This is a genomic window from Litchfieldella rifensis, from assembly GCF_042646605.1.
GTDB classification, from domain to species: domain Bacteria; phylum Pseudomonadota; class Gammaproteobacteria; order Pseudomonadales; family Halomonadaceae; genus Litchfieldella; species Litchfieldella rifensis.
This window is the reverse complement of record NZ_JBHRUG010000050.1, coordinates 27,321-42,592: the sequence shown is the minus strand read 5'-3', so window position 1 is coordinate 42,592 and position 15,272 is coordinate 27,321. Positions and strand designations below refer to the sequence as shown.

Sequence of the window (15,272 nt, the reverse complement as noted above, 5' to 3'; positions counted from 1 at the left end):
TAAGATTGAGGTAATAAGCTCCCGGTTGCCCGGTCAGTGCAATGGAGTCGCTATCGCCATGTTCCACTTCTTCGAGACATTAGTGCACCCCTATCCGCAGGAGGCGTCTGGCACACCGCCGCGTGGCCTGTTGGCTTTCCTTTATCATTATTCGAAAGCGGTGTTGCCACTGCTGGCGATGATGTCACTATTGACGGGCCTGGTGTCGGCCGCCGAGTTGGTATTCTTCAGTTATATGGGAGACTTGGTCGATTGGCTGGCCGATGCCGAGCGGGATGGGTTCTTTGCCGAGCATGGCTGGTCCCTGGCCGGCATGGCGCTGCTGGTGATATTCGGCTTGCCACTATTGGTGCTGGGGCAGTCGCTGCTCAAGCACCAGAGCATTTTCGGCAACTATCCGATGATTGGGCGTTGGCTCGCGCATCGGCATATCCTCGGCCAGAGCATGCTGTTCTTCCAGGACGAGTTTGCCGGTCGTGTGTCGCAGAAGGTCATGCAGACGGCACTGGCTGTCCGCGAGACGGTGATGAAGCTGACCGACCTGTTCGTCTATGTCCTCGTCTACTTCACCGGTGCCATGTTCCTCGTGGGACGTGCCGACCCCTGGTTGATGCTGCCGCTGGTCGTCTGGCTGGCGGGTTATGTGGGAATCATGATCGTCTTCGTGCCGCGCTTGCGCCGGGTATCGATGGCCCAGGCCAATGCCCGGGCGCAGATGACCGGGCGTATCGTCGACAGCTACACCAATATCCAGACCATCAAGTTGTTCGCCGATACGTTGCGTGAACAGGAATATGCCCGCGACGCCATGGACATGTTCATGCAGACAGTGCATCGCCAGATGCGTCTGGTGACCGTGATGACGGTATGCCTGACGGTGCTGAATTCGCTGTTGTTGGCCTCGGTGGCGGCGATCGCCGTCATCACCTGGTACTTCGCGGCCATCTCGCTCGGCGTGATCGCGGTGGCGATCGCACTGGTGATGCGGATCCGCTTCATGTCGGACTGGATTCTATGGGAAGTGGCCGGCCTGTTCGAGAACATCGGCACGGTGCAGGATGGTATCAACACCATCGCTCGAACACCGACGGTAACCGATCGGCCCGGTGCCAAGGAGCTAGTCGTGCCGCGTGGCGAGATCCGTTTCGAACACCTGCATTTCCACTACGGCAAATCGCGCGACGACGAGCGCCAGCCGCGGGTCATCGAGGATCTCTCGCTGGCCATCCAGCCGGGTGAGAAGGTGGGGATCATCGGCCGGTCCGGGGCAGGAAAATCGACCCTGGCCAATCTGTTGCTGCGCTTCTATGACCTGGAGGAGGGGCGCATCCTGATCGACGGTCAGGATGTCGCTGGTGTTACCCAGGAGTCGCTGCGCCGGCAGATCGGGATGGTGACCCAGGATACGTCGTTATTGCACCGCTCGATCCGCGACAACATTCGCTACGGCAGTCCGCATGCCAGCGATGGACAGGTGATGGATGCCGCGCGGCGCGCCCATGCCGATACCTTCATCGAGACCCTGAGCGATCCGCAGGGGCGCCGGGGGTTGGATGCGCATGTCGGCGAACGTGGGGTCAAGCTCTCGGGCGGGCAGCGCCAGCGTATCGCCATCGCTAGGGTGCTGCTGAAGAACGCGCCGATCCTGGTGCTCGACGAGGCCACCTCGGCGCTGGACTCCGAGGTCGAGGCGGCGATCCAGGAACAGCTCTATGCCTTGATGGAGGGCAAGACCGTGATCGCCATTGCCCACCGCCTGTCGACCATCGCCATGCTGGACCGGCTGGTGGTCATGGACAAGGGGCGCATCATCGAGGCTGGCACCCACGAGGAGCTGCTTCGCCACGATGGTCTCTATGCCGCACTATGGCGGCGTCAGTCCGGCGGCTTCCTGGGCGAGGACATCGAAACGGACACTCAACAGAAAGTTCCCGACGAAGCGTAGCGGCTATGCAATAAAGCGGGGAAAAATCCCACGCGCTGTTCCGCGTGGGATTTTCCTTGTCTGTCAGAAGGTTATTCTGTTCTTACAGCTTACAGCTTACAGCTTACAGCTTACAGCTTACAGCTTACAGCTTACAGCTTACAGCTTACAGCTTACAGCTTACAGCTTCAGTGCCTAAAATGGCGCATGCCGGTGAATACCATGGCGATTCCCGCCTCGTTGGCGGCATCGATCACCTCCTGGTCGCGCATCGAGCCGCCGGGCTGGATCACTGCGGTGATGCCGGCCGCGGCGGCGGCGTCGATGCCGTCGCGGAACGGGAAGAAGGCATCGGAGGCCATCACCGAGCCGGGTACGGCGAGTCCCTCGTCGGCGGCCTTGATGCCGGCGATCTTGGCCGAGTAGACGCGGCTCATCTGGCCGGCACCCACGCCGATCGTCTGGCCGTGCTTGGCATAGACGATGGCGTTGGACTTGACGTACTTGGCGACTTTCCAGGCAAACGCCAGGTCGCGCGTCTCCTGCTCGCTGGGCACCCGCTCGCTGACCACGGTAAGGTCATCGCGGCCGACCATGCCCAAGTCGCGGTCCTGGACCAGCAGCCCGCCGGTGACGCGCTTGAAGTCATGTGCGTGCTCACGCTTACCGGGCCAATGGGCACCGACGTCGAGCAGCCGTACGTTCTGTTTCTCGGCGACGGTGGCCTTGGCCTCGTCGCTGATCCCCGGAGCGATGATGACCTCGACGAACTGACGATCGATGATGGCCCGCGCCGTCTCTCCATCCAGAGGTGCGTTGAAGGCGATGATGCCGCCGAAGGCGCTGGTGGGGTCGGTGGCGAAGGCCTTCTCGTAGGCCTGCAGTGCATTCTCGCCGACGGCCACGCCACAGGGGTTGGCATGCTTGACGATCACGCAGGCGGTCTCGGTGAAGGCTTTGACGCATTCGAAGGCGGCATCGGTGTCGGCGACATTGTTGAACGACAGGGCCTTGCCTTGTAGTTGCTCGGCGGTGGCGACGCTGGCCTCCGAAGCCTCAGGCTCGACATAGAATGCCGCCCCCTGGTGCGGGTTTTCGCCGTAGCGCATCGATTGCTTCTTGCGGAACTGCAGGTTGTAGGTGCGCGGAAAGCCACCTTCGCCGCCGGGGACCCGCTGGCCGAGGTAGTCGGCGATGGCGGCGTCATAGGCGGCGGTGTGCTCGAAGGCCTTGACCGCGAGATCGAAACGGGTGGCGTCACTGACCCTGCCGTCCTGAGCGGCGATTTCGTCCAGCACCCGGGCATAGTCGCCGGCGTCCACCACGATGGTGGTGTGGGCATGATTCTTGGCGCAGGCACGTACCATGGTCGGGCCGCCGATGTCGATGTTCTCGATGGCGTCCTCCAGGGTGCAGTCGGGCCGGGCGACGGTGGCGGCAAAGGGATAGAGGTTGACCACCACCATGTCGATCGGCGCGATATCGTGCTCCACCATCACCGCGTCGTCGACACCGCGGCGGCCGAGGATGCCGCCGTGGATCTTGGGATGCAGGGTCTTGACGCGACCGTCCATGATTTCCGGGAAGCCGGTGTGTTCGCTGACTTCACGCACCGCGATGCCATTGTCCTGGAGCAGGCGGAAGGTGCCGCCGGTGGACAACAGTTCGACACCGCGTTCGGCCAGGCCGCGGGCGAAATCGACGACGCCGGTCTTGTCGGAGACGCTGATCAGGGCGCGGCGTACTGGCTGGTGAGGAGGGGGAGTCGCTTGATTGGCCATTCGGTTCCACTCTTGATGCTGGAGGATAGAAGATTCATCCGTGCCTGGGAGGAGAGGCACGAAAAGGGGAGCCGCATGCGGCTCCCCTTCGGTGTCATATCAGGGCGTATTGCTTGAGTTTCTTGCGCAGTGTGCCGCGATTGAGCCCCAGGATTTCGGCGGCACGGGTCTGGTTGCCGTTGACATAATCCATCACCGACGTCAGCAAGGGGGCTTCGACCTCGGCCAGCACCATGGCATAGAGATCGGTGACCGTCTCGCCGTCGAGATGGGCGAAATAGCGTCGCATGGCCGCATCGACCGCTTCACGCAGCGGCTGCTCCTGAGGCGTTGCTGGAGAGGTCGCCCGCGAAGACACCGTGGGTGCACCGGTGATCTCCAGGGGATCCTGGTGGGCGGTCATGCCATGATTGGGAGTCGCTTGCCTGCTGGTCATGCTGCACTGATTCCATCCGTCGTCATGTGGCGGCCGCCATGAGCCGTCGCATGACGAAACAGTTCGTCCACGAAGTGAAGTTGGTCCCGAGGCCGCTCCAGCGCATTGAAGATGGCCCGCTGTGACTTGACTGCCTGGGGGGCAAGATGCAGGCGGCTGGCAAGATACCATCCCAGATGCTTGCGGGCGATACGGACTCCCATGTGATCGCCATAGAAGTCATGCAGCGCCTCGAGGTGATCGCGCATCACGCGGGCTCGCTCGTCATTCGTCGGCGGCGGCAGGTGTTCCCCATGCTGCAGGTAGTGATCGATTTCGCGAAAGATCCAAGGATTGCCCTGGGCACCACGACCGATCATTACCGCATCCGCACCAGTATAGTCGAGCACAGCGACGGCCTTGGAAGGAGAATCGATGTCGCCATTGGCGAAGACCGGAATATTCACCGCGCTCTTGACGGCGGCGATGGTGTCGTATTCGGCCTGGCCATGGTAGCGCTGTCGACGGGTGCGGCCATGCACCGCCAGGGCGGCGATGCCGGCTTCCTGGGCAAGGTGAGCCACGCGTACCGCATTGTTGCTGTTTTCGCACCAGCCAGTGCGGATCTTCAGCGTCACCGGGATGTCCACGGCGGCGACGACGGCATCGAGAATCTCACCGACCAACCCCTCGTCGCGCAATAGCGCCGACCCGGCCGCCTTGTTGCAGACTTTCTTCGCCGGACAGCCCATGTTGATATCGATGATCTCGGCGCCCTGGTCGGCATTCAGCCGTGCCGCCTGGGCCAGCATGTGAGCATCGCCGCCGGCGATCTGGACCGAACGTGGGCCGGGTTCACCACGATGATCGAGGCGCAGCCGCGACTTGCGGGTATGCCACAGGCTGGGATCCGAGGTGACCATCTCCGAAACGACCAGCCCCGCACCCAGACGCCGGCAGAGCTGGCGGAAGGGGCGGTCGGTGACGCCGGCCATGGGGGCCAGGATCACGCGGTTAGGAAGTCGATGCGGCCCGATGGCGGGCGGCATCCGCTGGTTGTGATGGAACATCGTCGCTCGGTGCGTCCGTTCGGCTGTCATTGGGCAAGGGGGCTTATCATACTCATGGACAGCGTCCGGGTGAAGGCGGAAAAGGTCGCAATGACGGACTCAACCCCGTGACCGGTGTCCGCTCAGGCGTATCCAGCCATCGCGCTCGGCGGGATCGTCCATGATCAGGCCCTGGTCGCGATAGGCATCCAGTACCTCATCGGCCTGGGCGGCGAGGATGCCGGAGAGTGCCAGGCGTCCCCCGGGCGCCACGTGATCGGCGATGGTCGTGGCCAGCTCCACCAGGGGGCCTGCGAGAATATTGGCGATCACTACCGGGAAGGGGCGGAACTCGAGCTGTTCGGGATAGAGCAGTTCGAGTCTTGAAGCTTCGATGGCGTTGCGTTCGGCATTGTCGCGACTGGCCAGCAGGGCCTGAGGGTCGATATCGGTGCCGGTGGCGTGTGCGGCACCGAGCTTCAAGGCAGCAATGGCCAGAATGCCCGAGCCACAGCCTACATCCAGTACGTCGCGACCTTCGAGTGCACCCGTCGCGGCCAGGCCGTCGAGCCACTCCAGGCACAGTGCCGTGGTGGGGTGAGTGCCGGTACCGAAGGCCAAGCCTGGATCGAGCAGCAGATTGACGGCGTCGGGGTCGGGGGCATCGTGCCAACTCGGTACGATCCATAGCCGGCTGCCCATGCGCAGGGGGTGAAAGCCGTCCATCCATTCGCGCTCCCAATCCCGGTCGGCGAGCAGTTCGAACTCGATCTCCGGGCACGGCTCCTCGGGAATTTCCGCGGCCCAGGCCTGGCGCACGCGCTCGAGCATGGCCTCGATACCTTCCAGATCGTCGTAGAGGCCGGTGAGGATGGTGTCATGCCATAGTGGGGTGGTGCCGCGCTCAGGCTCGAAAACCGGATCGTCGTGGGCGTCCTGCAGCGTAATGGCTGAGGCCCCCTCGGCAAGCAGCAACTCCTCGAGGAGGTCGGCTTGTTCCGGTGCGATATGCGCCTTGAGTTGTAACCAGGGCATGATGATCTCTCGTCGTCAACGTGGGAGAGGAAAATGCGAACGGGGCGGCTTCGACGCCACCCCGTGCGGGCATTCGATTCGGCCTTGCCTGAAAAACGGCTTGTATTCGTCGGCTTTTCAGGCACCCCCGGTCCGTACTTGCTCGGTCACTCCGACAGGGCATTACAGACTGAGTTTCTTCTCCAGGTAATGGATGTTCACGCCGCCATGCTGGAAGTGGCCGTCACGCACCAGGTCCTTCTGCAGGTCGATATTGCTCTTGATGCCTTCCACCAGCAATTCGTCGAGCGCATTGCGCATCCGTGTCAGGGCCGTCTCGCGGTTTTCTCCCCAAGTGATGAGCTTGCCGATCAGCGAGTCGTAGTGAGGAGGCACGGTATAGCCGGTATACAGGTGCGAGTCCATGCGCACGCCCAATCCCCCGGGGGCGTGATAGAGAGTCACCTTGCCGGGTGAGGGCATGAAGGTGCGTGAGTCCTCGGCATTGATGCGGCACTCGAAGGCATGCCCGGCGAGCTTGACGTCTTCCTGCTTGATCGACAGGGGCAAGCCGGAGGCGATGCGCAACTGCTCCTTGACGATATCCACGCCGGTAACCATTTCGGTGACCGGGTGTTCCACCTGCACGCGCGTGTTCATCTCGATGAAGAAGAACTGCCCATCCTCATAGAGGAACTCGAAGGTACCGGCACCACGGTAGTTGATCGTCAGGCAGGCATCGGTACAGGCTTTGAGCACTTGGGCACGCGCTTCCTGGTCGAGGTGCGGTGCCGGTGCCTCCTCGAGTACCTTCTGATGGCGTCGCTGCAATGAGCAATCGCGATCGTAGAGATGGACGGCGTTGCCCTGGCCATCGGCCAGCACCTGGACCTCGACGTGACGTGGGTGTTCGAGGAACTTTTCCATGTACAACGTGCCATCGCCGAAAGCGGCGTTGGCTTCGTTCCTGGTGATGCTGACCGCCGCTAGCAGATGGGCCTCGCTGTGTACCATGCGCATGCCGCGACCACCGCCACCGGCGGCGGCCTTGATGATCACCGGATAGCCGATGCGCCGAGCGATGCGCATGACTTCGGCCTCGTCATCCGGAAGTGGGCCATCGGAGCCAGGGACAGTGGGAACCCCCGCCTTCTTCATGGCCTCGATGGCACTGACCTTGTCGCCCATCAAGCGAATGGTTTCGGCGCGTGGGCCAATGAAGGTGAAGCCGGAACGCTCCACCTGTTCGGCAAAATTGGCATTCTCGGACAGGAAGCCGTAGCCAGGATGGATGGCGCTGGCGTCGGTGACCTCGGCGGCGCTGATCAACGCCGGAATGTTCAGATACGATTGTGCGGAGGGCGCCGGCCCGATGCATACGGCCTCGTCGGCCAGGCGTACATGCATCAGTTCGCGGTCGGCCTTGGAGTGCACCGCCACGGTCCTGATGCCCAATTCCTTGCAGGCACGCAGGATGCGCAGGGCGATCTCGCCGCGGTTGGCGATGAGTACCTTGTCCAACATCATTTATCCGCCCATGTTGTCATTGAAATCCCCCTCAGGCGATGATCAGCATCGGCTGGTCGAATTCGACCGGCTCGCCGTCCTCGACGAGAATCGCTTCGATCACCCCGTCCTTGTCGGCTTCGATCTGGTTCATCATCTTCATCGCTTCGACGATGCACACCGGATCGCCTTTCCTGATGCTCTGACCGATTTCGACGAAGGGCTTTGATCCTGGGGCCGGCGAACGGTAGAAGGTGCCGACCATGGGGGAAGACACGGCATGCCCCTGCGGTTCTGCAGGTGCACTGGGTTCCGGCGCGATCGTTGGGGCAGAAGAGGGGGCCGCCGGTGCTGGCGCATAGCCCTGGGGATAGCCTTGGGGGTAACCCTGGGGCATGGGTGCGGCGGGGTAGCTTGCGCCATCGGGATGACGGCTGATACGTACCGACTCTTCGCCTTCCTGGATTTCGATTTCGCTGATGTTGGATTCTTCCAGCAGCTCGATCAGTTTCTTGACCTTGCGGATATCCATGAGCCTGTCTCGATCGGATGAGTAAAGGATGGGAGCTGTTAACCTGCTCAAAATTTGTCCAGATCCCGGCATGATCTTGCAAGATGCCGTCTCTAGAGGCCTTATAAGGCATGTGGGCGGAGTTTGCCGAAAAATTTCAGCATTGTCCAGTTCGTGCAGAATTCGGAATGATCGTCGCTTTTAAACGATGATTTGGCGATCTTCAGGAGACTGAGGGCAGACTGTTGGCCGAACGAGTGGAGAGCCATTGCAACAGTTGTTGCAGATGGTCGGCAAAGCCGTCGCGATCCACTTCGCCCTGAATGCGAGCGGCGCGGACTTCCTTGCCGTCAACGAAGAACAGCAGGCTGGGTGGGCCAAACAGGTTGAAATGCTCGAGCAATGCCCGGCTGTCGTCATTGGTGTCGGTGACATCGACCTGGATGCGGGTAAAGGCCGACAACGGTTCCGCCACCTGGGGGCTGGGATAGACCGTGCGCTCCATCTGCTTGCACGAGATGCACCAGTCGGCGGTGACATCGACGAACGCCGGCCGGCCCTGGTCAGCGGCTTTTGCCAGCTCGGCGTTCAGTGCCTCCAGCCGAGAGACGGTCGCCACTGGCGAGCTGGCGAACCGGGGCGAGTCGGTAGCCTCGTTACCGGCCAGCGGGGCCAGGGGCCGCAATGGATCATGGGCACCGCGGGCGGCACCGATCACCAGTGCGATACCCCACACCAGTAACAGCAGGCCAGCCCCCTGGCGTAGGCGGGGCCAGCCTTGGACGGTATTGGTCTGCAAAGCGCCAAGTGCCAGGGCCGTACCGATGGCCAGGGCCGCCCACAGCAGTAGTGCCAGCGAGGCTGGCAGCAGGCGCTCGATCAACCAGATGGCGATCCCCAGCAGCAGGATACCGAACGCGCTCTTGACGCCATTCATCCAGGCGCCGGTACGTGGCATCAGGGTGGTACCGAAGGTGCCGACCGCCAGTAACGGGATCCCCATGCCGAGGGCGAGAACCAACAGGGTCAGTCCACCCATCCAAGCATTGCCGGTGGTGGAAATGAAAACCAGGGCGCCGGCCAGTGGCGCCGAAACGCACGGTGACACCACCAGCACTGACAGGGCGCCGGCCAACGCCAGTCCTGCTGGACCGCTTCGCTGGGCACGGTTTTGCCAGGCCTCCACCCGGGTGGCCAGGGCTGGTGTCAGGCGCAGGTTGAAGATCCCGAACATGGCCAATGCAAAGACCACGAACAGGATGCTGAAGGTGATCAGTACCGGTGCGGACTGCAACCGCGCCTGCAGGTTGAGACCGGCACCGAACAGCCCCATCAGCACGCCAATGGCGGCATAGGTAAGAGCCATTCCGGCGACATAGCTGGCCGAGAGCATGAAGGCTCGTGGGCGGCTGGGATTCTGGCCGATGATGATCGACGACAGGATCGGGATCATCGGCAATACGCAGGGCGTGAAGGTCAGTCCCAGGCCGGCAAGGAAGAACAAGCCCAGCACCAGCGCCGGGCTGGCATCGAGCAGCAGGGCGCTGAAGTGACCATCCTCGCTTTGCAGGTCGGGAGCGACAATGGTCGGGGGGCCGGGTGGCGTCCGCTGGCCGGCGCCTTCCTGCGCTGCGTTGTTGTCTGGCTCCCAACCGGCGAAGGCGGCAGGTGCCGAGCCGGGCAGGGCGTCGAGGGTGATGCGTTCCGGTGGATAGCACAGCCCTGCATCGGCGCATCCCTGGAAGGTCAGGGCGAACGGCAGCTCTCCTGCAGCGTTGCCTTCGAAGGGGACCTCTAGCACCACCCGGTCGTAGAAGACGTAGACGTCTCCCAGGAATTCATCGCTCTTGAACTCGCCCGGGGGCAGCACCGGGTCGCCAAGGACGAGGCTCTCGTCAAGGCTTTCGACGCTGAAGCGGTGGCGATAGAGATAATAACCCTCGGCATTCTCGAAGCCGACGTAGAGAGTGTCGTCGTCGTGCCAGGCACTGGCCTGGAAGGCCTCCAGCACCGGCAGGAACTCCTTATCCGAACTGCTGGAGAACCACTGGGCCTGCGACGTGCCTGATATCAGCATCAGCAGGCTGCACAAGAGGAGAAATAGCCGGTGTTTCAACGCCAATACTCTTATCCGATGAATGACCGAGTGGCTATAACCTACGACCAAGGGAGTGTTTGCGATACTCCACTGATTGCGAATACACCCCAAGGTGCATGCTAGGATAACCCAATTATCGCCCGTTTTGTTGTCGCGGCAGCACTGGCAACCCTTTCAATGACTTTTCGCGCAAGGATGTCGACCATGTCAATCTTCGGCAAACGCAAGGCCGGACATTCCCCTCGCAGCACGGAAGTGCTCGAACGTCCCGAGTATGGCTGGATCTGGAAGCCACTGTTGATTCTGGTGGTGCTGTATCTGCTGGTGACCATTGTCCTGGGCATCTGGTGGAGCCGACCGCCGGCGTCCTTCGACGTGGCGCAAGCCACGGCCGTGCAGCGCGACGAGAATGCCGAAGAGGGGGCGCGAGCCGCCAACCCGTCAGCGGCACGTGGTGCGGTTGTCACGGCGACTCTGATGACCACGGTCGATACCTTGCTCGACAAGCCTGGTGGCTATCTGCGCAATGACATGCTGCCCCCGGGGTTGTGGCTCGACAATATGCCCAACTGGGAATATGGCGTGCTTCTTCAGGCCCGCGATCTGGCACAGGCGTTGGCGGAGCGGGACATCGGGGCGAATTCAGCGTTCGAGGAGGCACATCAGCAACTGATGGTCGATAGTCGCGATTGGCTATATCCCTCGGCCGAGCAGCGTCTCGAGCGGGCGGTAGAGGCGTTGGGCGGGTACCTGCACGACTTGTCTGCCGGGAACGGGGCCAGCTTTAACGCCAACGGCGATGGCCTGGCGCGCTGGCTCGACCGGGTCGCAGGCCGTCTCGATGTATTGACGCAACGGCTCTCGGCCAGCGTCACCGAACGCGAGACGCTACGCAATCTGGATATTGATGCCGAGGAACTCACGGCCACTCCCTGGTATCGGATCGACGATGTCTTCTTCGAGGCACGAGGCAGTGGCTGGGCCTTGATGCATCTGCTCGAGGCCGTGGAGCGCGACTTCGCCGCGGTACTCGATGCCGCCGGTGGCAATGAGACCCTGCAGCGCCTGGTCGCTGAGCTGGACATGACGCAACGCCGGATATGGAGTCCGGTGATCCTCAATGGCTCCGGTTTCGGGATCTTCGCCAACCATTCGTTGGTCATGGCCAATTACACCGCGCGGGCTCGAGATCTTGCGGCAGAGCTATCGGCCAACGTCAGTGGCGTCAGCGTCGATGAGCCATCCCCGGCAGGTGGGGGGCAGGACGCCTCCGCTGACCAGGAGGCCCCGGAAAGCCCGATGACCCGCGAAGAGGGCACTGCCCCCGGCGATGCCTCTGCCGAGGAGCCGGCCGCCAGCCAGGAGGGTGAAGCGCAAGGAGCCACCCCCGAGGCGGGGGATGCTTCCGGGTCAGCCGGCGGGAACGAGCCTCCCGGTGTTACGGAAGAAGAGGCTAGTGCGCCTGCCAGCGAAGGATAGGGAGTGTTGAACGAATCGACGGGCACCCCATCCAGGGTGCCCGTCGTGTCTGCGATGCGGAAGAAAGGTGTCGATCAGGCCTTGGTATGGGCGGCCGCCGCCTTCTCGATCGCCTTGCGTGCGGCATCGGCACCTTCCCAGGATTCGACCTTGACCCACTTGCCCTTTTCGAGATCCTTGTAGTTCTCGAAGAAGTGGGCGATCTGCTGGCGCAGCAATTCCGGCAGGTCGGTCACTTCCTGGACATCGTCATAGAGGGCGCTCAGCTTCTGGTGGGGCACACACACCAGCTTGGCGTCTTCACCGGCTTCATCAGTCATGTTGAGAATGCCCACCGGGCGGGCACGAATCACGCTGCCGGGCTGTACCGGATAGGGGGTGACCACCAGCGCATCCAGCGGGTCGCCGTCGTCGGCCAGGGTGTTGGGGATGAAGCCGTAGTTGGCCGGATAGAACATCGGCGTGGCCATGAAGCGATCGACCAGCAACGCATCCATGTCCTTGTCGATCTCGTACTTGACCGGTGCATGGTTGGCAGGGATCTCGATGGCGACATAGACGTCGTTGGGGAGGTCCTTGCCGGCAGGAATCTTGTCGAAACTCATTGTGCAGTCCTTGAAATGGCAGATGGAAGCCGTGGAATCCGCCGAATTATACGAACAGCCTCGCTCGATTACCAATGCGACAAAAGGGCCCCTGTCCGGAGGGCGGCTTCCCTTTGGTCGACAAGGCGTTGTCGCATAAGGGGTGTATGATGGACGCTCGTCACGAACGTCATGAGTCGAGGAGAGTCGCGTTGGCGGATTCCGAGTTGTCGCTGAGTGTGGGACAGGCCTTCGTTGCTCCTGAGTGGCGCCATCACCGTAGTTCGATGTCGGTACGCATTCCCGATAGCTCGCTATTGCGAGTCAAGGGGGCCAGTGCCGTGATCAGCGACTCGACCTCGCGCAATGCCATCGCCAAGCAGGCCGGCGATCTCAGTGTGCGTGGTTTTCTCGCCGACTATTTCTCGACGCCCGATCACTGGGACGTCAAGACCTCGGCGACCCGAGTGCTGCGCGCCCTCAATGGCTGGTGTCATAGCCAGAGTGGCCATGTGCCCGATGGCAGCTATATTTCCTCGCTGTCGGCGATGGTCTATCGCGGGCGCGAGGCACACCTCTTCCATATGGGCGATACGCTGGTGTTCCGCCTGCGTGGCGCCGAGTTCGAGCAGCTCTCCCGTGACCATGTCACCGACCTGGGCGGTTACCGTTATCCCTCGCGGGCGCTGGGTCTGGATGGCAGCATCGATATCGACTACATGAGCATGCCGCTCAAGCAGGGCGATATCTTCCTGTTCACCACCCAGGCCGTGCGCGGCACCCTGATGCCGTCGGATTATGTACACCTGATTCGTGCCGATGTCAGCGATCTCGATGCTGCCTGTGAGCGGCTGGCGGATGCCGCTCAGTCACGCGCCCAGGAGCGTGGTTACGGCGGCGAGCAGTTCTGTTTCCAGTTGGTGCGGATCGATCAACTGCCCGAGCAAGAAAACGATCACCCCGGCAAGCTGTATGGTGACCTGCCGGTGCCGTCGGAGTTGTTGCCGGGTGACCGTGTGGACGGCCTGGAAGTGCAGGAAGTGCTGTCACGCACCGCCCAGTCCCGAGTCTACCGGGTGCGCGACACCTACAGCGAGCGTGAAATGGTGATGAAGGCGCCGAGCCCCGAGTTGTCGAGCCGCAATGCCTATCTGGAACATTTCCTGCTGCAGCAATGGGTGGTGGAACGGGTCAACTCGCCGTTCGTGGCCAAGGTCATGGAGTCCTCGCGTCCGCGGCGCCATCTCTATTATCTGATGGCGTACGTAAAGGGCGAGCGCCTCTCCGACTGGGCGCGACGTCATCCCCAGGCCAGCCTGGCACAGCGCCTGGACATTGCCCGTCAACTGGGAAAGGCCGTGCAGGCATTGCATCGTCGCGATCTGCTCCACCAGCAGATTCATCCCGACAACATCCTCATCGACAGCCACGGCCAGGTGGTGCTGGCCGACTTCAGCGCCTGCTGCCTGCGCGAGGGTGACGGCCACAAACGGTCGCGCGAGCTGGCGCGGCAACTGGGACTGACCGAACACAGCGCGCCGGAATATGCCCTGGACGACGATGTCGGCAGACGCAGCGATCAATATGCGCTGGCGTCCACCGTCTACTGGCTGCTGACCGGCAGCATCCCCTATGCGTTGCCCCCCCACCAACTGCGCAGCCATACCGACCTGGAACGGCTCGCCTACCGCAGTGCTCGTACCCTCAACCCCGAGGTGACCGCAACGCTCGACGATGCCCTGCGCCGAGCGTTGGACCCGCAGCGTGCGCTGCGTTTCCGGCGTCTGTCGGAGTTTCTCTATGCGCTGCGCGATCCCCACGGCGACAAGCAGACACGCACCAACCCCAGCATCCTGCGCGAACCGGCCAATTTCTGGCAGGGCGTGGCGGGTGTATTGCTGCTGCTATTGGTGCTGTCGTGGTTGTTGCGCTGACAAGCCTGGAATCCAGGTCAGCGGCGATAACGCCTAACAACGACTGGAACAACAACCATCGTCGGAGCGCCGCCCGGACTTAAGTCGCTCCTACGAACCCCGCCATGATCGCTCCCTGCGCAGGGGTAAGCCACGCCACCGCAGCAAAGGTAGGAGTGGCTTCAGCCGCGATCCGGCCGTCAGGCCGGCTTAGCGTCGTGTGCCACGGAGGCAGGCAACTATCCCACATCCCGTATTTCGGCACGGAACAGTGATGTCGGACATCGCCCGGGGTTGCCAAAGCCATCGTCGGAACGCCGCCCGGGCTTAAGCCGCTCCTACGAAAACCACCGTGGCTGCCTTCCGCGCATGGTGGTGGATATCGGCACGTATCCAGGTAGGAGCGGCTGTAGCCGCGATGTTAGCTGGCAGATATCGTTACAGCTTGAACTCCGGCAGTTTGCGCTCGACCCTGGCCAGCTTGAGCTTGGCCACTTGCGGCAGACCGTTGGCGAATGGCGGGAAGTCCTCGCCCTGGATCAGCGGTTGCAGGTAGCGACGGCAGGCGTCGGTGATCCCGAAGCCGTCCTCGCGGATGAAGTCGCGGGGCATGAACTTCTCGCGGTTGGCGACTTCCGCCAACGGCGCGGCATCGATGCGCCATTCGTAGGGCGTGTCACTGATGCGTTTGATGGTCGGCATCATGGAGTTCTTGCCTTCCAACGCCAGTTCCACGGCTTTCTTGCCTACCGCGTAGGCCTGATCGACGTCGGTTTTCGAGGCCAGGTGACGCGCGGCCCGCTGCAGGTAGTCGGCCACCGCCCAGTGGTACTTGTAACCCAGGTCCTGCTTGATCATGCCGGCCAGCGTCGGCGCCACACCGCCAAGCTGTCGGTGACCGAAGGCGTCGGTGTTGCCGGAATCGGCAAGGAAGGTGCCATCGGGATAACGCGCACCTTCGGAGACCACGATCACGCAGTAGCCGTAGCGCTTGACCG

General features: G+C 62.3%; 11 protein-coding genes and 1 pseudogene. 3 read left to right on the top strand and 9 right to left on the bottom strand.

All coding sequences use genetic code 11. The features are described 5' to 3' along the window. Positions 1–58 precede the first annotated feature (58 nt). Complete coding sequence (locus ACFOEV_RS22230; protein ID WP_386777281.1) at positions 59–1,945, top strand: ABC transporter ATP-binding protein; 1,887 nt, start codon at positions 59–61, stop codon at positions 1,943–1,945. 167 nt (positions 1,946–2,112) lie between these two features. Here the strand turns inward: ACFOEV_RS22230 and purH are convergent, their stop codons facing one another. The 7 genes from purH to dsbD all read right to left on the bottom strand — a co-directional run bounded on the left by purH (position 2,113) and on the right by dsbD (position 10,322). Next, entirely contained in the window at positions 2,113–3,705 is a 1,593-nt protein-coding gene (gene purH, locus ACFOEV_RS22225; RefSeq protein ID WP_386777279.1) for a bifunctional phosphoribosylaminoimidazolecarboxamide formyltransferase/IMP cyclohydrolase, read from the bottom strand. Positions 3,706–3,799: 94 nt separating this feature from the next. Continuing rightward, positions 3,800–4,141, bottom strand: coding sequence for a DNA-binding transcriptional regulator Fis (gene fis / locus ACFOEV_RS22220; RefSeq protein ID WP_386777277.1), 342 nt, complete (start codon positions 4,139–4,141; stop codon positions 3,800–3,802). After that, complete coding sequence (gene dusB, locus ACFOEV_RS22215) at positions 4,138–5,190, bottom strand: tRNA dihydrouridine synthase DusB (RefSeq protein ID WP_386777275.1); 1,053 nt, start codon at positions 5,188–5,190, stop codon at positions 4,138–4,140. The genes fis and dusB overlap by 4 nt, the downstream gene beginning before the upstream one ends. 99 nt (positions 5,191–5,289) lie before the next feature. After that, complete coding sequence (gene prmA, locus ACFOEV_RS22210) at positions 5,290–6,204, bottom strand: 50S ribosomal protein L11 methyltransferase (protein WP_386777273.1); 915 nt, start codon at positions 6,202–6,204, stop codon at positions 5,290–5,292. Positions 6,205–6,366: 162 nt separating this feature from the next. Further along, positions 6,367–7,707: an acetyl-CoA carboxylase biotin carboxylase subunit gene (accC, locus tag ACFOEV_RS22205; protein ID WP_386777343.1), complete on the bottom strand. Its 1,341-nt coding sequence runs from the start codon at positions 7,705–7,707 to the stop codon at positions 6,367–6,369. 34 nt (positions 7,708–7,741) lie between these two features. Continuing rightward, positions 7,742–8,221, bottom strand: a complete 480-nt coding sequence (accB, locus tag ACFOEV_RS22200) for an acetyl-CoA carboxylase biotin carboxyl carrier protein (protein ID WP_386777271.1) — start codon at positions 8,219–8,221, stop codon at positions 7,742–7,744. 202 nt (positions 8,222–8,423) lie between these two features. Further along, a complete protein-coding gene (gene dsbD / locus ACFOEV_RS22195; protein ID WP_386777269.1) occupies positions 8,424–10,322 on the bottom strand; it encodes a protein-disulfide reductase DsbD in 1,899 nt (632 codons plus the stop codon). Positions 10,323–10,502: 180 nt separating this feature from the next. Between dsbD and ACFOEV_RS22190 the strand changes: the two genes are divergently transcribed. Further along, on the top strand, positions 10,503–11,777 hold the full coding sequence (locus tag ACFOEV_RS22190) for a DUF2333 family protein (RefSeq protein WP_386777267.1): 1,275 nt from the start codon (positions 10,503–10,505) through the stop codon (positions 11,775–11,777). 74 nt (positions 11,778–11,851) lie between these two features. Here ACFOEV_RS22190 and ppa read toward each other — a convergent pair whose 3' ends face one another. Further along, positions 11,852–12,382: an inorganic diphosphatase gene (gene ppa / locus ACFOEV_RS22185; protein WP_386777265.1), complete on the bottom strand. Its 531-nt coding sequence runs from the start codon at positions 12,380–12,382 to the stop codon at positions 11,852–11,854. Positions 12,383–12,648: 266 nt separating this feature from the next. On the opposite strand from ppa, the gene ACFOEV_RS22180 reads away from it, so the two are divergent. Continuing rightward, the gene (locus ACFOEV_RS22180) at positions 12,649–14,295 is read left to right on the top strand and encodes a protein kinase domain-containing protein (RefSeq protein WP_386777341.1); all 1,647 of its coding nucleotides are present in this window, start codon (positions 12,649–12,651) and stop codon (positions 14,293–14,295) included. Positions 14,296–14,712: 417 nt separating this feature from the next. On the opposite strand, the pseudogene ACFOEV_RS22175 reads toward ACFOEV_RS22180, so the two are convergent. Further along, positions 14,713–15,272, bottom strand: a pseudogene (locus ACFOEV_RS22175) (diphosphate--fructose-6-phosphate 1-phosphotransferase); the annotation flags it as partial.

Coding starts and splice junctions, on each gene's coding strand:
- accB (WP_386777271.1), bottom strand. CDS start 8,221: ATGGATATCCGCAAGGTCAAGAAACTGATCGAGCTGCTGGAAGAATCC.
- prmA (WP_386777273.1), bottom strand. CDS start 6,204: ATGCCCTGGTTACAACTCAAGGCGCATATCGCACCGGAACAAGCCGAC.
- ACFOEV_RS22190 (WP_386777267.1), top strand. CDS start 10,503: ATGTCAATCTTCGGCAAACGCAAGGCCGGACATTCCCCTCGCAGCACG.
- ppa (WP_386777265.1), bottom strand. CDS start 12,382: ATGAGTTTCGACAAGATTCCTGCCGGCAAGGACCTCCCCAACGACGTC.
- purH (WP_386777279.1), bottom strand. CDS start 3,705: ATGGCCAATCAAGCGACTCCCCCTCCTCACCAGCCAGTACGCCGCGCC.
- ACFOEV_RS22230 (WP_386777281.1), top strand. CDS start 59: ATGTTCCACTTCTTCGAGACATTAGTGCACCCCTATCCGCAGGAGGCG.
- ACFOEV_RS22180 (WP_386777341.1), top strand. CDS start 12,649: ATGTCGGTACGCATTCCCGATAGCTCGCTATTGCGAGTCAAGGGGGCC.
- fis (WP_386777277.1), bottom strand. CDS start 4,141: ATGACCAGCAGGCAAGCGACTCCCAATCATGGCATGACCGCCCACCAG.
- dusB (WP_386777275.1), bottom strand. CDS start 5,190: ATGTTCCATCACAACCAGCGGATGCCGCCCGCCATCGGGCCGCATCGA.
- accC (WP_386777343.1), bottom strand. CDS start 7,707: ATGTTGGACAAGGTACTCATCGCCAACCGCGGCGAGATCGCCCTGCGC.